At 43.3% G+C, this 17505-nt stretch carries 16 protein-coding genes and 1 other RNA gene; 9 read left to right on the top strand and 8 right to left on the bottom strand.

Annotation, left to right across the window (positions count from 1 at the left end; genetic code table 11):
- Positions 1-25 precede the first annotated feature (25 nt).
- Positions 26-856 (top strand): sugar phosphate isomerase/epimerase family protein, encoded by an 831-nt coding sequence (locus tag CHH48_RS06925; protein ID WP_095218413.1) that lies wholly within the window; start codon positions 26-28, stop codon positions 854-856.
- A 48-nt stretch (positions 857-904) separates the two neighbouring features.
- On the opposite strand, the gene bla is transcribed toward CHH48_RS06925, so the two are convergent.
- Complete coding sequence (gene bla, locus CHH48_RS06920; protein WP_095218412.1) at positions 905-1798, bottom strand: class A beta-lactamase; 894 nt, start codon at positions 1796-1798, stop codon at positions 905-907.
- Positions 1799-1910: 112 nt separating this feature from the next.
- Between bla and CHH48_RS06915 the strand changes: the two genes are divergently transcribed.
- A complete protein-coding gene (locus CHH48_RS06915) occupies positions 1911-3662 on the top strand; it encodes a BlaR1 family beta-lactam sensor/signal transducer (RefSeq protein WP_176466382.1) in 1752 nt (583 codons plus the stop codon).
- A 15-nt stretch (positions 3663-3677) separates the two neighbouring features.
- Positions 3678-4058 (top strand): penicillinase repressor BlaI, encoded by a 381-nt coding sequence (gene blaI, locus CHH48_RS06910; protein WP_095218410.1) that lies wholly within the window; start codon positions 3678-3680, stop codon positions 4056-4058.
- Between the two features lie 38 nt (positions 4059-4096).
- Here blaI and ptsP read toward each other — a convergent pair whose 3' ends face one another.
- The 5 genes from ptsP to CHH48_RS06885 form a co-directional block, all read right to left on the bottom strand.
- Entirely contained in the window at positions 4097-5812 is a 1716-nt protein-coding gene (gene ptsP, locus CHH48_RS06905; protein ID WP_095218409.1) for a phosphoenolpyruvate--protein phosphotransferase, read from the bottom strand.
- Between the two features lie 5 nt (positions 5813-5817).
- Positions 5818-6084, bottom strand: coding sequence for a phosphocarrier protein HPr (locus tag CHH48_RS06900; RefSeq protein ID WP_095218408.1), 267 nt, complete (start codon positions 6082-6084; stop codon positions 5818-5820).
- Positions 6085-6161: 77 nt separating this feature from the next.
- Positions 6162-8072, bottom strand: coding sequence for a PTS fructose transporter subunit IIABC (locus CHH48_RS06895; RefSeq protein ID WP_095218407.1), 1911 nt, complete (start codon positions 8070-8072; stop codon positions 6162-6164).
- A 14-nt stretch (positions 8073-8086) separates the two neighbouring features.
- Positions 8087-8998, bottom strand: coding sequence for a 1-phosphofructokinase (pfkB, locus tag CHH48_RS06890; RefSeq protein ID WP_095218406.1), 912 nt, complete (start codon positions 8996-8998; stop codon positions 8087-8089).
- On the bottom strand, positions 8995-9753 hold the full coding sequence (locus CHH48_RS06885; RefSeq protein ID WP_245840332.1) for a DeoR/GlpR family DNA-binding transcription regulator: 759 nt from the start codon (positions 9751-9753) through the stop codon (positions 8995-8997). The genes pfkB and CHH48_RS06885 overlap by 4 nt, the downstream gene beginning before the upstream one ends.
- 207 nt (positions 9754-9960) lie before the next feature.
- On the opposite strand from CHH48_RS06885, the gene secG reads away from it, so the two are divergent.
- From secG to rnr, 3 genes are all read left to right on the top strand, one after another.
- Positions 9961-10194: a preprotein translocase subunit SecG gene (secG, locus tag CHH48_RS06880; protein ID WP_095218405.1), complete on the top strand. Its 234-nt coding sequence runs from the start codon at positions 9961-9963 to the stop codon at positions 10192-10194.
- A gap of 120 nt (positions 10195-10314) precedes the next feature.
- Positions 10315-11070, top strand: a complete 756-nt coding sequence (locus CHH48_RS06875) for an alpha/beta hydrolase (protein WP_095218404.1) — start codon at positions 10315-10317, stop codon at positions 11068-11070.
- Between the two features lie 44 nt (positions 11071-11114).
- On the top strand, positions 11115-13403 hold the full coding sequence (gene rnr, locus CHH48_RS06870) for a ribonuclease R (RefSeq protein WP_095218403.1): 2289 nt from the start codon (positions 11115-11117) through the stop codon (positions 13401-13403).
- A gap of 34 nt (positions 13404-13437) precedes the next feature.
- Here the strand turns inward: rnr and CHH48_RS06865 are convergent, their stop codons facing one another.
- Positions 13438-14298 carry a hypothetical protein gene (locus tag CHH48_RS06865; RefSeq protein ID WP_095218402.1) on the bottom strand — a complete coding sequence of 287 codons (861 nt, stop codon included), beginning with the start codon at positions 14296-14298 and terminating at the stop codon, positions 13438-13440.
- Between the two features lie 117 nt (positions 14299-14415).
- Here CHH48_RS06865 and smpB point away from each other — a divergent pair, with 117 nt between their 5' ends.
- From smpB to map, 3 genes are all read left to right on the top strand, one after another.
- Positions 14416-14880, top strand: a complete 465-nt coding sequence (gene smpB / locus CHH48_RS06860; RefSeq protein WP_038564783.1) for an SsrA-binding protein SmpB — start codon at positions 14416-14418, stop codon at positions 14878-14880.
- A gap of 95 nt (positions 14881-14975) precedes the next feature.
- Positions 14976-15341, top strand: a transfer-messenger RNA (tmRNA) gene (ssrA, locus tag CHH48_RS06855).
- 193 nt (positions 15342-15534) lie between these two features.
- A complete protein-coding gene (map, locus tag CHH48_RS06850; RefSeq protein ID WP_095218401.1) occupies positions 15535-16275 on the top strand; it encodes a type I methionyl aminopeptidase in 741 nt (246 codons plus the stop codon).
- 103 nt (positions 16276-16378) lie between these two features.
- On the opposite strand, the gene wecB is transcribed toward map, so the two are convergent.
- Positions 16379-17494, bottom strand: coding sequence for a non-hydrolyzing UDP-N-acetylglucosamine 2-epimerase (gene wecB / locus CHH48_RS06845; RefSeq protein WP_095218400.1), 1116 nt, complete (start codon positions 17492-17494; stop codon positions 16379-16381).
- Positions 17495-17505: the final 11 nt, after the last annotated feature.

Genomic DNA, 17505 nt, shown 5'->3' with positions numbered 1-17505 from the left:
TCTTGTAATGAACAGGAGGATCATAATGAAACTAGGGTTTAATCAAGCTACAACATTGGAAAATTCAAATCTGGCAACAGATCTGGAATTATGTGAAAAGCATGGCTATGATTATATTGAAATTCGCACAATGGATAAGCTGCCAGAGTATTTGAAGCAATATTCCCTCGAACAGCTTTCCTCCTATTTCCAAGAGCATCATATAAAGCCGTTTGCACTGAATGCACTCGTATACTTCAATAATCGAAGCGAGGAAGATTATCAGCAGCTGATAAACGAATTCAAGCAAATGCTGGAATACGCTAAAGAATTGCAAGTACCTTATATCGTTGCCGTACCTTTAGTGACCAAAGAAAAGATACCGAAGAAAGACATTAAAGAAAGCAGTGTAGCAGTACTGCATGAACTGGCAGAGCTTGCAGAACCATATGGTATCAAGCTCGCTGTGGAATTTGTGGGGCATCCTGAATGCACAATCAATACATTCGAACAAGCTTACGATATTGTTCAGACGGTTGATAACCCAAACGTAGGTTTAGTATTGGATTGCTTCCATTTCCATGCAATGAATTCCAGTATAGAGGCACTAAAACAGGCAGATATATCAAAGGTCTTCATTCTTCATATGGATGATACAGAAGACTTTCCGACTGGAAGCCTTGTAGACGAGGATCGGGTATGGCCTGGACATGGAGCGATAGATTTGGAAGGAATTCTAACTGTTCTGAAGGAAAAGGGCTTTGACGGACCGGTGACGGTAGAGCTATTTCGACCGGAATATTATGAGATGAAAGCGGAAGATGTAATTAGAAAGGCTAAGGAAACTACGAAAGAAGTAATAACCAAATATCTTTAAAATAAGGAGACAGAGCCAATAAGCAATACAGCTGGCTCTGTTTTCTTTTTATTTATTTGCCGAAAGCATCAAAACTGCAGTTTCAGCCGCTTCTGCAATCAAATCGTCATTTGCATTCGCGTCTGCTTCATCATGATCGGACATAATGGCCAGTACAATAGGTTCTTCCTCAGGAGGCCAAAGGATTGCAATATCATTTCTTGTGCCGTAAGATCCAGCGCCGGTTTTGTCGCCGACTTCCCAGTCCTTCGGAACACCTGCCCGTATAAGTTCATCACCAGTAGTGTTTCCTTTGAGCCAATCTATGAGAAGCTGGCGCTTATCTGCAGATAGGTGATCTTCCAGCGCAAACTCTCGGAGGCTTTCTGCCATTGCTTTTGGAGTACTGGTATCCCGTGTATCACCTGGTTGTGTATTATTTAGGTCCGGTTCAATCCTCTCGGAATTTGTCACTTGATCTCCAATCTTACGTAATCCGTCTTCAAACCCATCTGGACCACCGATTTCTTCAAATATTAAATTGGCAGCAGTATTATCACTGTAACTGATAGATGCCTCACTCAACTCTTTCAAAGTCATACCAGAATCCACATGTTTTTCAGTAATAGGATTGTAGTTTACAAGATCATCACCCGTAAACATGATTCTTTTATTAAGGTCTTCCATTGACTTTTGCTGCAATAAAACGCCAACAGATAATGCCTTATGAGTGGAAGCAAAACCAAAGCGTTCGTTTTCTCGATATGCTACTGTCCTTCCGGAGCCAGTATCAATTGCAAAGATACCTAGGCGGGCATCGTATGTCTCTTCTAAGCTGCTAAACGATGCCTTGTCATTTGATACGATGGCATCCGTTGATTTGGTTTCGCCGCTATCACCCGAACACCCCGTCGCAATATAGAGAAAACAAAATGCAAAGAATATGTAGGTAAACTGTTTCAATTTTCTTCTTCCTTTCCAATGCGGATTACAACTGTAGTCATTATTACACTTGTAATCCAAGCCTGTCAACTGTACAATACAAATTATGAAGATAGGGGAAGGGAGAGCAAGAATGACATTTGTTCAATTGCTGCTGGCAATGACGTTAGCTTCCGTAACAGTTGGGTTCATATTATTTATTCGAAGGTTCTTGAATTCGCAGCTGGCTCCAGCTTGGCGGTATTATTTGTGGTTTTTTCTGCTAGGCACCTTAAGCCTTCCATTCCTGCCGCTGGAGCGAATCAGTATAAAACAGCCTACGTCGTTCACAAACACTGATAAGAGCGATGTGGGTAGGGTTGCTTCATCAGATACAACCGAAACTGGATGGATTAATGATTTCGGAAATTCCGTCACAAGAATAGATGTTTCAAATTTGGACCAGCTAACCAACGGTCTCTGGATAGCAGGAGTGGCTGTTAGTGTATTGGCAGTTCTATTCACGCAGATGAGAGTAATACACCTAGTAAAAAAGGCAGAGGTTATCAAAGATGAAAAGGTAATCGAGTTGTTTCAAAATTGTAAAATGGAGCTGAAAATACGGAGACAAATTAAGCTAAAGCAGTCAGCTGATGTGTCAGCCCCATTCATTTTTGGCTTGTTTCGTGCCTGTGTGGTTCTTCCAACAGAAAGCGGCAGTTCGTCCAAGGAAATGAAGTATATCCTGCTTCATGAACTACATCATTATAAAAGCAGACATGTGCACTGGAATTATCTCTTCTTGCTAGGGGGAATCATTCACTGGTTTAATCCCTTTGTACGGTACGCGCTGAAGGAAATGCGATTAGATCGGGAGATTGCCTGTGATGCTGCTGTTTTGCGATATTTGACCGATGAAAAGGAGAAAACTGATTATGGACGGACATTATTGCACTTTGCTGAGAAATCGAGATGGTCGATGGTCGACCAACATACTACTTCCATTAGAAGTACAAAGCAGCATCTTAAGAAACGGCTGATACATATCATGTCAGGGCGTCTTACTGCCAAGAGGCTTCATGTAAAGAGCCTAGCTATATTTACTGTTCTGGGCCTTATCGTTGCTTTTCAAGTGCCTGCTTATGCAGCTGTCGTAACGGATGAGCAGTATACAATAGGCAGGAAAAATATAGCAGAATCGAATGTCAGTACATACCTTAAAGGCGATAACAGCAGTTTTGTTTTATACAGCATGAAACAAGACAAGTATTATATCCATAACAAGAAGCAAAGCATTAAAAGGGTTTCTCCCAATTCCACTTATAAGATATACAGTGCCTTAACAGCATTAGAAGCGGGAGTAATGAAACCAGTATCCACAGATATGGAATGGGACGGAAGCAATTACGAATATGAGAGTTGGAATGAAAGCCAGGACTTACAATCTGCAATGCAGTATTCCGTAACGTGGTACTTTCAGAATGTCGATAGGCAGGTCGGGAAGAAGACCATCAAAAGGATGTTATCAGAATACCATTACGGCAATGAGGATGTATCTGGTAAGATGGAGGACTTTTGGCTGGAATCCACGTTAAAAATATCTCCCTTTGAACAGGTGGAATTACTGCATGATTTATATGAAAATAAATTTAATGCAAATCCAAAGAATATTGAGGCAGTCAAAGCATCTATAAAGCTGGAAGAAAAGGATGGAGCCGTCCTCTATGGCAAGACAGGAACAGGTATTGTTAACGGAAAGGCAGCTAATGGCTGGTTCATTGGTTTTGTGGAAACAAAAATGGATACCTATTTCTTTGCAACGAATATTAGAGATGGGGATGCGACCGGAAGCAAGGCTGCTGACATCACGCTGAGGATATTGAAGGAAAAAGGTATATATCAATAAGAGAGAGGGATGGCTATGTCCAAGAACGTGCCAAATATATCAGAATCAGAGTGGGAAATAATGAAAGTGCTTTGGGATAATTCCCCCCGTACAGCAAATGAAGTTGTTAGTTCGCTTCAGGGTAAAGCTGATTGGAAACCTAAAACGATCAGAACACTGCTTGACCGACTGACAAAGAAGAAGGTGGTGGGCGTGAATAAAGAACAAAGAATATATACATTTTATCCGCTTTACGCCGAGGAAGAGTGTCAGCGTGCAGAGACTAGATCCTTTATCGATCGAATCTATGGAGGAACGATGAAATCCATGCTGGTACAGTTTATGGAAGAAGAAACTTTATCGGAAGAAGATATGGAGGAACTTCGCCAAATATTGGATAAAAAAACTAGTGAATAGACCCAAAAAAATAGCTCTCCATAATGGAGAGCTGTTTCTTATTGACCTGTCTTTTGACGGACAAGCTGTTCCACTTCATCGGCAGTGCTTAGAGTCAATGCTTGTTGACTTAGCTCCTGCATATCTGCTTTGGAAAGCTTCGTGATTTGAGTTCTTGCTGGCAGGATGCTTGTTGCGCTCATACTGAATTCATCAAGGCCAAGGCCGAGAAGAAGCGGGATTGCAATTGCATCGCCTGCCATCTCACCACACATGCCAGCCCATTTGCCTTCTGCATGTGCTGCTTCAATAACATTATGCACTAGGTTCAGGATAGCTGGGTGGTATGGCTGGTACAAGTAGCTTACGCGTTCATTCATGCGGTCAGCTGCCATTGTGTACTGGATCAAGTCGTTTGTTCCAACGCTGAAGAAATCAACTTCCTTCGCAAATTGCTTCGCAGCAACAGCAGTAGAAGGGATTTCAACCATGATACCGATCTCGATAGAATCAGAGACTGACACGCCATCTGCTACAAGCTTGTCTTTCTCTTCAAGAAGGATTGCTTTTGCTTGGCGGAACTCTTCCAGTGTAGCGATCATCGGGAACATGATTTTTAGGTTGCCGTACACGCTCGCGCGCAATAGGGCGCGAAGCTGAACACGGAAGATATCGTCACGCTCTAGGCAAAGGCGGATAGCACGGTAGCCTAAGAACGGGTTCATTTCTTTCGGAAGCTGCAAGTAGCTGAGCTCTTTATCGCCGCCGATGTCCAATGTACGAACTACGACAGGCTTGTCTCCCATGTTTTCAAGAACAGCTTTATAAGATTCGAACTGTTCGTCTTCACTAGGAAGCTCACTCTTACCCATGTAAAGGAATTCTGTGCGGTAAAGGCCAACACCTTCACCACCATTGTTTTGAACGCCGGTAACGTCTTCTGGTGTACCGATATTAGCAACAAGCTCTACGTGAACACCATCTGTTGTAATGGTAGGTTCGTTTTTCAGCTTCGCCCATTCTTGCTTTTGCTGTTCGAAAGCTTCTTGTTTTGCTTTGTATGTTGCTAGTTCATCTTCTGTCGGATCGATGATAACAGTACCTTCCATACCGTCAACAATTATCATAACGTCGTTTGCAGCAGATGATGTAATCGACTTCGTACCAACAACAGCAGGAATCTCAAGGGAACGAGCCATGATAGCAGAGTGGGAAGTACGTCCTCCAATATCAGTTGTAAACCCTTTCACAAACTGTTTGTTAAGTTGTGCTGTATCAGAAGGAGTCAGGTCCTCTGCGATAATGATAACTTCTTCATCTATAAGTGCAGGATCCGGGAAGGATACCTGTAAAAGATGTGCCATAACGCGTTTCGTAACGTCCTGAATGTCAGCTGCGCGTTCTTTCATATATTCATTATCCATGCTGCGGAACATGTCGATGAACATTGTAGCTGTCTCATCAAGAGCAGCTTCTGCATTGATGTTGTTATTGCGGATATTGTCTTTAACAGGGTTGATCAGTTCTGGATCTGCTAAGACAAGCAAATGAGCCGAGAAAATCTCGGCATGCTCGTCGCCAAGTGACACACGAGCATTCTCGCGGATTTTCTCCAACTCTTTTTTGCTGATCTCGAGGGCAGCATCCAAACGGCTGATCTCTTCTTCCGCATTCGCAACAGTTGTCTTATCGAAAGAGAGGTCTGGTACAGCCAAATGGTATGCTTTTGCAATCGCAATACCATTTGAAGCTGCAATTCCGTTTATCATGCTCATCGGAATTATTCTCCTAGGCCTTCGCTTTTGATTGTTTCCGCAATTGTGTTGACTGCTTCTTCTGCATCGTCGCCTTCAGCGGAGATCGTGATCTCAGCACCTTGTGGAATACCTAGGCTCATAACACCCATGATAGATTTAAGGTTAACGCTTTTACCGTTGTATGCAAGCTGGATATCGGATTTGAAGCCGCCTGCTTTATTTACTAAAATTGTTGCCGGACGAGCGTGTACGCCAGTCTCATCTGTAATTGTCATTGTTCTTTCTGCCATGATAAATACCTCCAAAGTAGTTTGTTATGTGAATGCTTTCATCCTTATTTTTGTGAATGCTTTCATTCTATCTTATTTTATACTTTTCTTAGGTCTTTTTTCAATAGTCCTACAATAATAGCTGTGACAAATGCACCAATAATGATGGAAAGGAAGTAAAGCAATGGGTTTCCTTCTACCAAACTTGCTGAAATGATTCCGCCATGCGGTGCATTCAGACCAATTGCGAAGAAGGCTGATAGACCTCCTGCTACTGCAGCACCGATTGCTGTTGCTGGAATGACGCGAAGCGGGTCGGCAGCTGCGAAAGGAATAACACCTTCTGAGATGAAGAATGCTCCCAGTACGTATGCTGTCTTACCTGTTTCTCTTTCCTGTTTCGTAAATTTGTTACGGAATAGGGAAGTTGCCAGCGCTAGTCCTAGCGGCGGTACCATACCACCGGCCATAACAGCAGCCATGAATTCCAAGTTTCCTGCATCAAGCATTGCAATACCAAAGGTATACGCTGCTTTGTTGATCGGACCGCCCATGTCGATTGCCATCATAGCACCAAGTACGATTCCTACCAGAACTAAATTTGTACCTCCAAGACCTTCTAGGAAGTCAGAAAGTGCTACATATACTTGTGTTAAAGACGGATTGATCAATAGCATGATCATACCTGTGATGAAAATACTCAATACCGGGAAGAATAGAATCGTTTTTAATCCTTCCAGTACAGGAGGAAGTCCAGCTAGTGCTTTCTTAATACCAAGTGTTACATAACCTGCAAGGAAACCGGCGATCAGACCGCCAAGGAATCCGGAACTTGTCGCGTCACCGTAACCATATGTGACAGCAATCAAACCGCCGATAGCACCAGGTGCGAAACCAGGTTTGTCAGCAATACTGCTGGAAATGAAACCGGCAAGTACGGGAACGATCAGGAAGAACGCCTGGCTGCTTCCGATTTCATTAAGCATCTCTGCAAAACGGCTGTCTGGGAACAACTCACCGAAAAGAATGCTTAGTGCGATCAGGATACCGCCACCGACAACGAATGGCAGCATGTTCGAAACACCATTCATGATGTGCTTGTAGAATCCGGAGCGCTGTTCTTTCTTCTGTCCGCCTTCTGCAGCTGCTTCTGAGCCGCCACCACTGTTATGATGCACGGGTGCATCTTGAGAAAGTGCTTTTTCGATCAATTCTTTTGGTATTTTCAAAGCACGTCCAACCGGTACTTGCAAAACATGTTTGCCGTCGAATGGGCTAAGATCGACATTGACATCAGCTGCAACGATAATAGCAGTAGCATCTTTAATATCTTCATCTGTCAGACGGTTTTTAACTCCGCCAGCTCCATTCGTCTGAACTTTAATCGGCACATTCATCTCTGCTGCTGTCTGCTTCAGCTTATCGGCAGCCATGAAAGTATGTGCGATACCAGTAGGGCAAGCAGTAATGGCAAGTACTTTACCTTGGGTGCCTGGTGCATCCTGTGCCAATTCTACAGCTGGATTTTCTTGTTCTTCTTCTTCACCTAGCTCTTCTTTTTCCTTCGCATCGATGATAGACATGATTTGTTCTTCTGTTTCCGCACTTTCAATGTTAGCACGGAACGTGCTGTCCATTAAGAAAGAAGAAAGTCGGGACAATGTTTCCAAATGCGTCTGATTGGCACCTTCGGAAGCAGCAATCATGAAGAATAGGTGGGATGGCTGTCCATCCAACGCTTCATAATCCAAACCTTCCTTAGAACGGCCGAACGCGATGGCCGGTGTTTTAACGGCAGCGGATTTACCATGCGGTATAGCAATCCCTTCGCCGATTCCTGTCGTTGATTGTGCTTCACGTGCTAGAATAGCATCTTTAAATCCTGCTTTATCATTCAATTTGCCAGCTTGGTCCAATTTAGAAACAAGCTCTTCAATCACATCTGCTTTTGATTGGGATTGAAGCTGCAAAATAACTGTATCTTTTGTAAGTAGTTCTGTAATGCGCATGATTAACACCCCTCTTAGATAGATGTGAGTTTGACCTGGCTGACTAATTCTTCTATATATTGTCTCTCGCCGAGGTCGTCACTGAATGCTGTAGCACTTCCAGCTGCTACTGCGTAGGTGAAAGCTTGTTTGTAATCACCTGATTTTTCATATGCGGCCAGGAATCCTGCCACCATACTATCGCCTGCACCGACGGAATTCTTTACTGTTCCCTTAGGTGTTTGGGCTTTCCAAGCATGATCCTTGTTCACAAAGATGGCACCTTCACCACCCATTGATACGATAACGTTTTCGATGCCTGTTTCGTGCAGCTTTCGTGCGTAGCTGACAATGTCTTCAATGGAAGAGATCGTTGTATCGAAAAGCTCACCCAATTCATGATGGTTTGGCTTTACAAGGAACATACGCTTGCCGATTAAATCACGAAGGGCAGCACTTGATGTATCAGCGATGAATCTAGTTCCATTCTCTTCACAGATATCAGCCATCCTTGCATAAATGTCGGCCGGAACGGAGCCCGGAGCATTGCCTGCTGCAACCAGAGCATCCTGTTTCCCGAGGCTTTTAATCTGTTCAAAAAGCAAAGCAAGCTGTTCTGTCGTGATAGATGGTCCAGGTCCGTTTATCTCTGTTTCTCCACCCGACTTCAGTTTTACATTGACACGTGTCGGTTCATTTATTTCGATGAACTGATGTTTGATGCCAGCATTTTCAAGCGTTTCCCTAATGAAGGCACCAGTGAAGCCACCGATATATCCTAATGCTGTTGTTTCCACATCCAATCGTTTCAACAAGCGGGAAACGTTAATACCTTTTCCGCCAGCAAAATATGCTGTCTCTGTGGCACGGTTCAAATCTTCTGCCTTGAAACTGTCCACATGCATGATGTAGTCAATGGATGGATTCAGCGTACATGTGTAATTCATGAGTCCACAACCTTTATTGATGTAAATTTCTTGTAAGCAGTCTGCTGTTTTGAACTGACAGTGTCGACGATAAGTGTCGCTTCTGTCAGATCCGCTATATGGGCGAAGGTTGTCTTGTCCAGCTTGCTGCGGTCAGCTAAAACGAAAGTCTCATCTGATCGAAGCAAAGCCTGACGCTTAATGGCAGCTTCCTCCGGATCAGGTGTTGTATAGCCGTTTTCTGAATGAACGCCATTGGTCCCGAGAAAACATTTATCAAAACGATACTGGGAGAGTGCCGTCATTGCACCTCTACCGATCAAAGTCCTCGTTTTATCCTTTACTAATCCGCCGGTTACATACACAGTGATGTCCTTATCATACAGTGCCTCCAAATGTGTCAAACCATTTGTGACGACGGTTACATTTCTGCCAGATAAGAAAGGAATCATTTGATATGTCGTCGTACCTGCATCCAAGAAGATGCATTCATCTTCACCGACAAGACTTGCAGCATAAGCGGCTATGTTCTGCTTTCCGGTTTGGTTTTGTGTTTCCTTTTCCGTATAGCTCATTTCGTAACTTAATGAAGAAACAATCGTTGCTCCGCCATGAACCCGTTGCAGCAGCTTCTGCTTCTCCAGTTCAATCAGATCTCGGCGTATTGTCGAGATGGAGGCGTCTGTTGCTTTCACGAACTCTGGAATCGTTACAACGCGCTGTTCTTGCAGCATCTGTAAGAGCATTTCCTGCCGCTCAGGTGTAAGCATTTCCATAACCTCCTCCTGAACTTAAGTCCACTATAAAGGAAACGGTTTCAGCTTGCAACCAAAATAATTCAAAAATCTCCACATAAATTCATTTTCTGCAAAAATAGTTCATAGTTTTGTCGCATATCATCGATTGGACAAGAACATCTTGCCAATTATCTGACACATATGCTACAGTTGACATAGGTATTTGCTGTTATAGGAGGTGCTGGGATGCAGACAACTTTAGTAGTTCTATTAATTATCGATGCCATCGCGCTTATCACGTTAGTCATTTTACAATCTGGTAAGAGTGCAGGTTTGTCCGGAGCGATATCTGGCGGGGCAGAGCAATTGTTCGGAAAACAGAAAGCCCGTGGACTGGACTTGTTCCTCCATCGTGGAACTATTGTTACAGGAGTAATTCTTTTCATTTTGACGTTCCTTTTGGCGTACGTCTTGCAATAATCGAATAGCCAATTTAATCCCTCGTCACAACTTCTGTGGTGGGGGATTATTTATTCCCGATGAAGGGAAAACTAGTGCTGAAACCTACTATATAATATAGAAATAATAGGGGAGATACATATGGTCACAATGAAACAGCCAGAGCCGTTCACATTTGAGGGGAAAGGAGATCGAGCTGTTCTGCTGCTGCACGGCTTTACTGGTCATTCAGCTGATGTACGGATGATGGGCCGTTTTCTTGCTGGTAAAGGGTACACTGCTCACGCGCCAATTTATCGCGGGCATGGGAAAACACCTGATGATATCGTCGCTTCCAATTCGGATGAGTGGTGGGAGGACGTCCAGGCTGCTTATCAGTATTTGAAGAATAAAGGCTATGAAAAAATCGCTGTTGCCGGCTTATCCCTAGGTGGAGTGCTTAGTTTAAAGCTAGCCTATTCGTATCCGGTAAAAGGCGTTGTAACGATGTGTTCGCCGATGTTCTTTGATAACGAAACCCAGTTAAACAAAGGATTTAAGCTATATGCAAGACAACATAAACAACTGCAAGGTAAAGATAATCAAGCGATAGAACAGGAATTAGCTGAATTAATGGAGGCACCAGCCACTGCGGATATGTTCCAGCGTCTGGGAGCATTTATCACCGATGTGAGCAAGCATGTAGATGAAATCTATGCACCGCTCTTCGCTGTGCAAGCAACAGAAGACCAAATGATCAACACAGACAGTGCCAATTTCATTTATGAGCACGCAGAGTCGGATTTTAAGGAAATCAAGTGGTACGAAAACTCTTCTCACGTTATTACGATGGGGAAAGAAAAGGAACAGCTGCATGAAGATGTGTATCAGTTTCTCGAATCGCTTGATTGGGAATAGTTCATACTAGATGAAAAAAGAGCCGAAAAGAAGGTGAAGCAAAAATGGAAGAAATCAAACAGAAAATATTGGCTTATTTCAAAGAAAATGCGGCTAAGCCGTTAACAGTAGAAGAAATAGAGGAGCAATTGACGCTCGATGAATCAAGTGAGTTCACTGTCCTTGTCAAAGGACTGAATGAACTAGAAGCAGAAGGACAGCTCGTACGGACAAGAAGCAATCGCTTCGGTTTGCCTGAGAAACTGAACCTCGTACGAGGAAAGATCCAGATGCATGCAAAAGGTTTTGCTTTCCTCATACCAGAGGAAGAGGGAGTGGCTGATGTTTATATCCACTATTCCGATCTTCAGTCTGCCATGAATAATGATATAGTGCTGGTACGCATCGAAAATCAGGCCGAGGGCGGACAGCGTCGTGAAGGACAAGTTGTTCGGATACTAGAGCGAGCAATAGCGGAGGTTGTCGGTACATATGAAGATAATGGCCGTTTCGGCTTCCTTATTGCCGATGACAAACGTATCCCGAATGATATCTTTATACCGCGCGGTGCTGCAGGCGGAGCGACTGATGGACACAAAGTCATCGCCAGAATCACAAAGTATCCGGAAGGGCGCATGAGTGCAGAAGGAGAAGTAATCCGAATACTTGGTCATAAGAACGACCCGGGTATTGATATACTATCCATTATTTATAAGCATGGCATTTCCACTGAATTCCCGCCGGAAGTACTGGAACAGGCAGCGAATACACCAGATACGATTGATCCTGCAGAGATAGAAAACCGCCGGGATATCAGAGATATGATGACCGTTACCATAGATGGAGCAGACGCAAAGGATTTGGATGATGCGGTTTCTGTCAGCCGTCTTGAAAATGGGAACTATCGTCTTGTTGTTTCCATTGCGGACGTCTCTTATTATGTGGATGAGGGCTCTCCAATTGATGAAGAAGCTTTGGAACGAGCAACTAGTGTCTATCTTGTAGACCGTGTAATACCGATGATCCCTCATCGTCTTTCCAATGGTATCTGTTCCTTGAATCCTCAAGTGGACCGACTTACCTTGACATGTGACATGCAGATTACACCACAAGGAGAAGTGGTAGAACATGAGATTTACCAAAGTGTCATCAAAACGAATGAACGGATGACATATGGTGAAGTGAACCGAATATTACTTGAGGATGATCAGGAACTTAAAGACCGCTATTCGGATCTTGTCCCGATGTTCCAGCAAATGGAGGATCTCGCCGCTGTACTGCGTAAGAAGCGTATGGACAGGGGAGCAATCGACTTCGATTTTCCAGAAGCACGAGTTGCAGTTGATGAAGAAGGAAAGGCCATTGATGTTATCCTGAGGGAGCGCTCTGTTGCAGAGAAGCTGATTGAGGAATTCATGCTTGCTGCCAATGAAACAGTTGCAGAGCATTTTCATTGGATGGATGTTCCAGCCATTCACAGGATTCATACTGATCCAGATCCAGATAAACTGCAGAATTTCTTCGAGTTCATTACGAGTTTGGGTTATACAGTCAGAGGATCATCCTCGGATATTCATCCTCAGACTTTGCAGAAGATCGTAGAACGTGTAAGAGGCACGCAGGAAGAAATGATTATCAACCGACTTATGTTGCGTTCGATGCAGCAGGCGAAATACGATCCGCAAGGTTTGGGTCACTTTGGTCTGGCGACGAAATTCTATACACATTTCACTTCGCCAATCCGACGTTATCCAGATTTGATCGTGCACCGGTTGATCCGCACGTATATTGTCAACAATCAGCTGGATAAGAAGACACAAGATCACTGGAAAGAACGGATGCCTGAGATTGCAAGACAGTCCTCGGAACGAGAACGTGCTGCTGTCGATGCAGAGCGGGAAACGGATGATCTGAAAAAAGCTGAATTTATGCAAGATAAAGTCGGTGAGGAATTTGATGGTGTCATCAGCTCTGTCACAGGCTTCGGATTATTCGTCGAGCTGCCGAATACAATTGAGGGTCTTGTTCATGTCAGTTATCTGACAGATGATTTCTACCACTTCGATGACAAGCGTTATGCGATGATCGGAGAACGGACAGGCAATCAATTCCGTATCGGAGATGAAATCACAATTCGCGTTGTGAAGGTGAATATTGAAGAGCGTATCATTGATTTCGAAGTGGTCGGCATGAAGCCGCGTAAGCCACGGGAGAATCGTGACCGTCCTACAATTATTAAAGCCGAAAAGAAGAACAAACCAGGTGATCATCGTCCTCCGAAGAACAAAGGTAAAAAGAAGCCGCCGGCAAGAGGAAAGAAAAGCAAGAAACGCAACACAAGAAAAAGACCATAAAAATAACGCCCCGACTTTATTGTCGGGGCGTTTGTTATCTGATATATTTTCCATAAATGAGCCAAGGATCATTATTTTCCGTAAAGCTGTCGCGAAAGACTGCAGGTATACTGGAGGCAGTTTCGGGGGACACGTCCAGCTGCGGTACCAATTGCTTGTCCGATTGCTTGAGATAGTTGAACACTGTAGTCCATAATCCGTCTTGTTGAAATACATCTGGCCAGAAATATTGGATTTGAGCTATATCCTGTCCTTTATAGTCTTCTTGAATCGCCATGATGCGGCCGGAATCAGGATCATGGAATACAGCCAGATTTTCTAAATAGTCATCCTCTAATATGGCTGAAGCATAAGGAATCGGGAAATACGCCTCATATGGATAGAAAGCCGCTTTTGCTTCAACAGCTGCTTGTTCAATTACAGCTCGCTTTGTATCTGTTCCTTCAATCAATTCCCAAGGTGCAGCAGAAGGGACAATAAACCGTTCAGGGGCTTCCATCAACAGACTGATAAAGGAGCTCTCAGGCTGTATATTGAGTTTATCAAGCACCCGCTGCGCAGGGAGATTAGACTTGAGGGTAATAGCACCGACCCAATTCATCATTGGATCTTTTTCACAAGACGCAATAATATGCTGCAGCAAACCAGTAGCATTTCCTTTGGAGTGAAAACGTATATCACTCCGCAATCGGCCGAGTATCCCATTTCCGTTCGGCAAACGAACCACCCCGGCTACTGCAGCAATACCCTCTTCTGTTTCCAAGCCGAATAAGGTTTGGGCTGGATTCTCGATCAGCTGCGGGAAAATTCGGAGGACATAGTCATCCTCGATGCCTGTCTGCATTTCAAGCACTGCCTGGTAATCATTTATTGTCAATTGTCTGATGGTTGTCATCTATGTACACTCCAATCGATCGGGTTCACCTATCTATACCCAATTCAGTATATGAATCGTTAGGATTATCATACAGTTTCTGATAAAATAAAGCTCGTAGTTAGGAGGAAGAAGTCTATGGCTAAGGGACAAGGTAGAGTACTCGCACAGAATAAGAAGGCTAATTTCGAATATGCGATCGAGGAAACGATGGAGGCAGGAATCGTGCTGCAAGGTACCGAGATCAAATCGATTCGTGCCGGCCGGGTGAATTTGAAGGATAGTTTTGCAAGGATTGACCGCGGCGAGGTGCGTATCATCAATATGCATATATCTCCTTATGAACAAGGGAACCGATTTAATCACGATCCGACAAGGACAAGGAAGCTGCTATTGCATCGCAAACAGATCGATAAATTGATCGGTCAGACCCAACAGCAAGGTTATTCCTTAGTACCGATAAAGATGTATATCAAAGACGGCTTCGCGAAGATATTATTAGGTGTCGGTAAAGGGAAAAAGAAATATGATAAGCGTGAAGACCTCAAGCAAAAGCAGATGAAACGCGATGTAGATCGTGCTATGCGCGACCGCGATTACTAAACTTGCATTTTCTAATAAAGATGATATAATGGAAGTTGTCTGGGATTTGATTATCCTGATTTAGAACGGGTTACTTCCTGTAGCCCCCATATCATGGGGACGTTACGGATTCGACAGGGATAGTTCGAGCTCAGGCTGCGTGTCGAGGTTACGGCTCGTAAAACGTTACGCCTAAATATAACTGGCAAAACTAACAACAACTACTCTCTAGCAGCTGCGTAAGTAGCACTGGAGGATCCTTGCTGCTATCGCCCATGTGGCAGATTTGAGGGTCTCAAACTTAAGTGGGCTACGCCATTATTCTCGGCTTGCGGATAATCGGAAGAAGACAATCAAGCTAGCCTCGCTGAAAGCCTGTCGTTAGGCCGAAGCGTGTGCGAACTATAATATAACGAATACACACGTAGATGCCTGAGTGCCGTTATCTTTGGACGTGGGTTCGACTCCCACCGTCTCCATCCTTACATAGTAGGAATGGAGTAAAGCCCGGAACGTTTAATCGTTCCGGGCTTTTTTAAAGCATTACTATAAGTGTTTAGATCCCTGTCCTGATAGACTGTTTCATCTCTTAAACAACATTAATATACATTACTTGTTTTTTTCGAGAAAATAACACTTATATAGTTAATTGATGATCAAAGTGAGGTAGAAAAAATGATTGCAAAAACAGAAGAAGACTTTAATGGCTTGAAGGAAATTGGCAAAATTGTCGGCTCCATTAGAGACGAATTGGTACAAAGAACAGTTCCTGGCATAACGACGAAAGAACTTGATGATATTGCCGGTGAGATGTTTGCGAAAGAAGGTGCGGTTTCAGCGCCGAAAAGTGAATATGATTTTCCTGGCCATACTTGTATTAGTGTCAATGATGAAGTGGCGCATGGTATTCCAGGGAGTCGGGTTATTTCTGAAGGGGATCTAGTAAATGTAGATGTTTCTGGATCTAAGAACGGTTATTTCGCAGATACAGGAATCTCGTTTGTGGTAGGCGAAGGAGAAGAAATTTTAACGAAAATATGTGACGTTGCTAAACAAGCATTTGAAGCAGGCCTTAAGAAAGCAAAACCTGGTTCCAAAAAAAGCGGAATCGGAAGAGCAGTATTCCAAACAGCAAGACAGAATGATTTAACTGTTATCACAAACCTTACAGGACATGGTATTGGACGCACAATTCACGAAGCTCCTGACCATATTTATAATTATAAGGATACATTTGATGATGAATTATTAAAGGATGGGATGGTTATCGCATTCGAACCATTTATCTCAACCTTAGAAGAAGAAGTATTCCAAAAAAATGACGGCTGGACCTATGCTACAGAAAAAAGCTTTGTAGCTCAAGTGGAACATACGATTATCCTTACTAAAAATGGACCGATTATTGTCACACTTTAATGGGATCAAGTGGATTTTTCTTTTACCGTCTCCATCCTTACATTAGGAATAGAGTAAAGCCTGGAACGTAAAGTTCCAGGCTTTTTATTATGCAATGTGAAAATTAAGATTGATGTCTGGATAGATACTGTTTCAGCCATTCTACGATACGTTCACTTGTCTGCCCGTCGCCATATGGATTGACTGCTTCAGCTGTATGCTGGTGAAATGATGTATCTGTAAGCAAATTCTCGATGGTTCCTTTAATGATTTGCTTATCTGTCCCTGCCAAGATAAGTGTTCCTGCTTCTACACCTTCTGTCCTTTCCGTCGAATCCCTTACTATAATTACAGGAACATTAAAAGCTGGTGCTTCTTCCTGGATGCCTCCTGAATCTGTGACTACTAAATAGGCGTGTTTGAGAAGATAAGTAAAGGAAGCATAATCTAAGGGGTCAATGATATGGATACTTTCATGTTCCCGCATTGATTTACTGATTTGGTTACGTACATTCGGGTTCGGATGTACCGGGAAGATAACTTCTACCTCTTTATGATGATCTGTTATTTCCAGAATGGCATCATGAATTTGCGTTAAGTGATGGAAATTTTCCCTTCTATGTGTAGTCAGGAGGATGAGTTTTTTATTGGATTTTACGTATTGGGAAATTTCTGTGACGGCAGGAGGTACGTTATGGTGTATGTAGAAGAGAGCATCAATTACAGGATTACCGACTACAGAAATATGACGTACATCTATACATTCCTTGATTAGGTTTTCTTTGTTTTGTTCTGTAGGTGCTAAATGGAAAGTTGCTAGTCGGGTGACCAGCTGTCGGTACATTTCCTCTGGAAAAGGAGAGTAAGGATTGTCTGTTCGCAATCCTGCTTCCACGTGTACGACAGGAATACGTTCGTGAAATGCAATGAATGCACCAGTGAATGTTGTGGCGGTGTCACCGACCACAAAAACAAGATCAGGCTTTTCTTTTCTCAAGATTGCAGAAATGACAGGTATAGCTTCATGAACTACTAGTTCTGCGGATTGATTGGGTTTCATCAGCTTTAGGTTATAATCTGGTTCGATAGCGAATGTTTGGAGTACTTCATCTAACAGATCTGCGTGCTGCCCGGTATTGATAACCAGCGTGGCAAAATCAGGATTATCTTTTAATTTGTTGAGGATAGGAGCTAGTTTAATACCCTCTGGTCTTGTGCCCAGTACAAAAGCTATCTTCATGAACTGCTCCT

Source organism: Terribacillus saccharophilus (assembly GCF_002272075.1).
GTDB lineage: Bacteria > Bacillota > Bacilli > Bacillales > Amphibacillaceae > Terribacillus > Terribacillus saccharophilus_A.
Note: the sequence above shows the minus strand (reverse complement) of the source record. Positions and strands in the feature narration are given on the sequence as shown.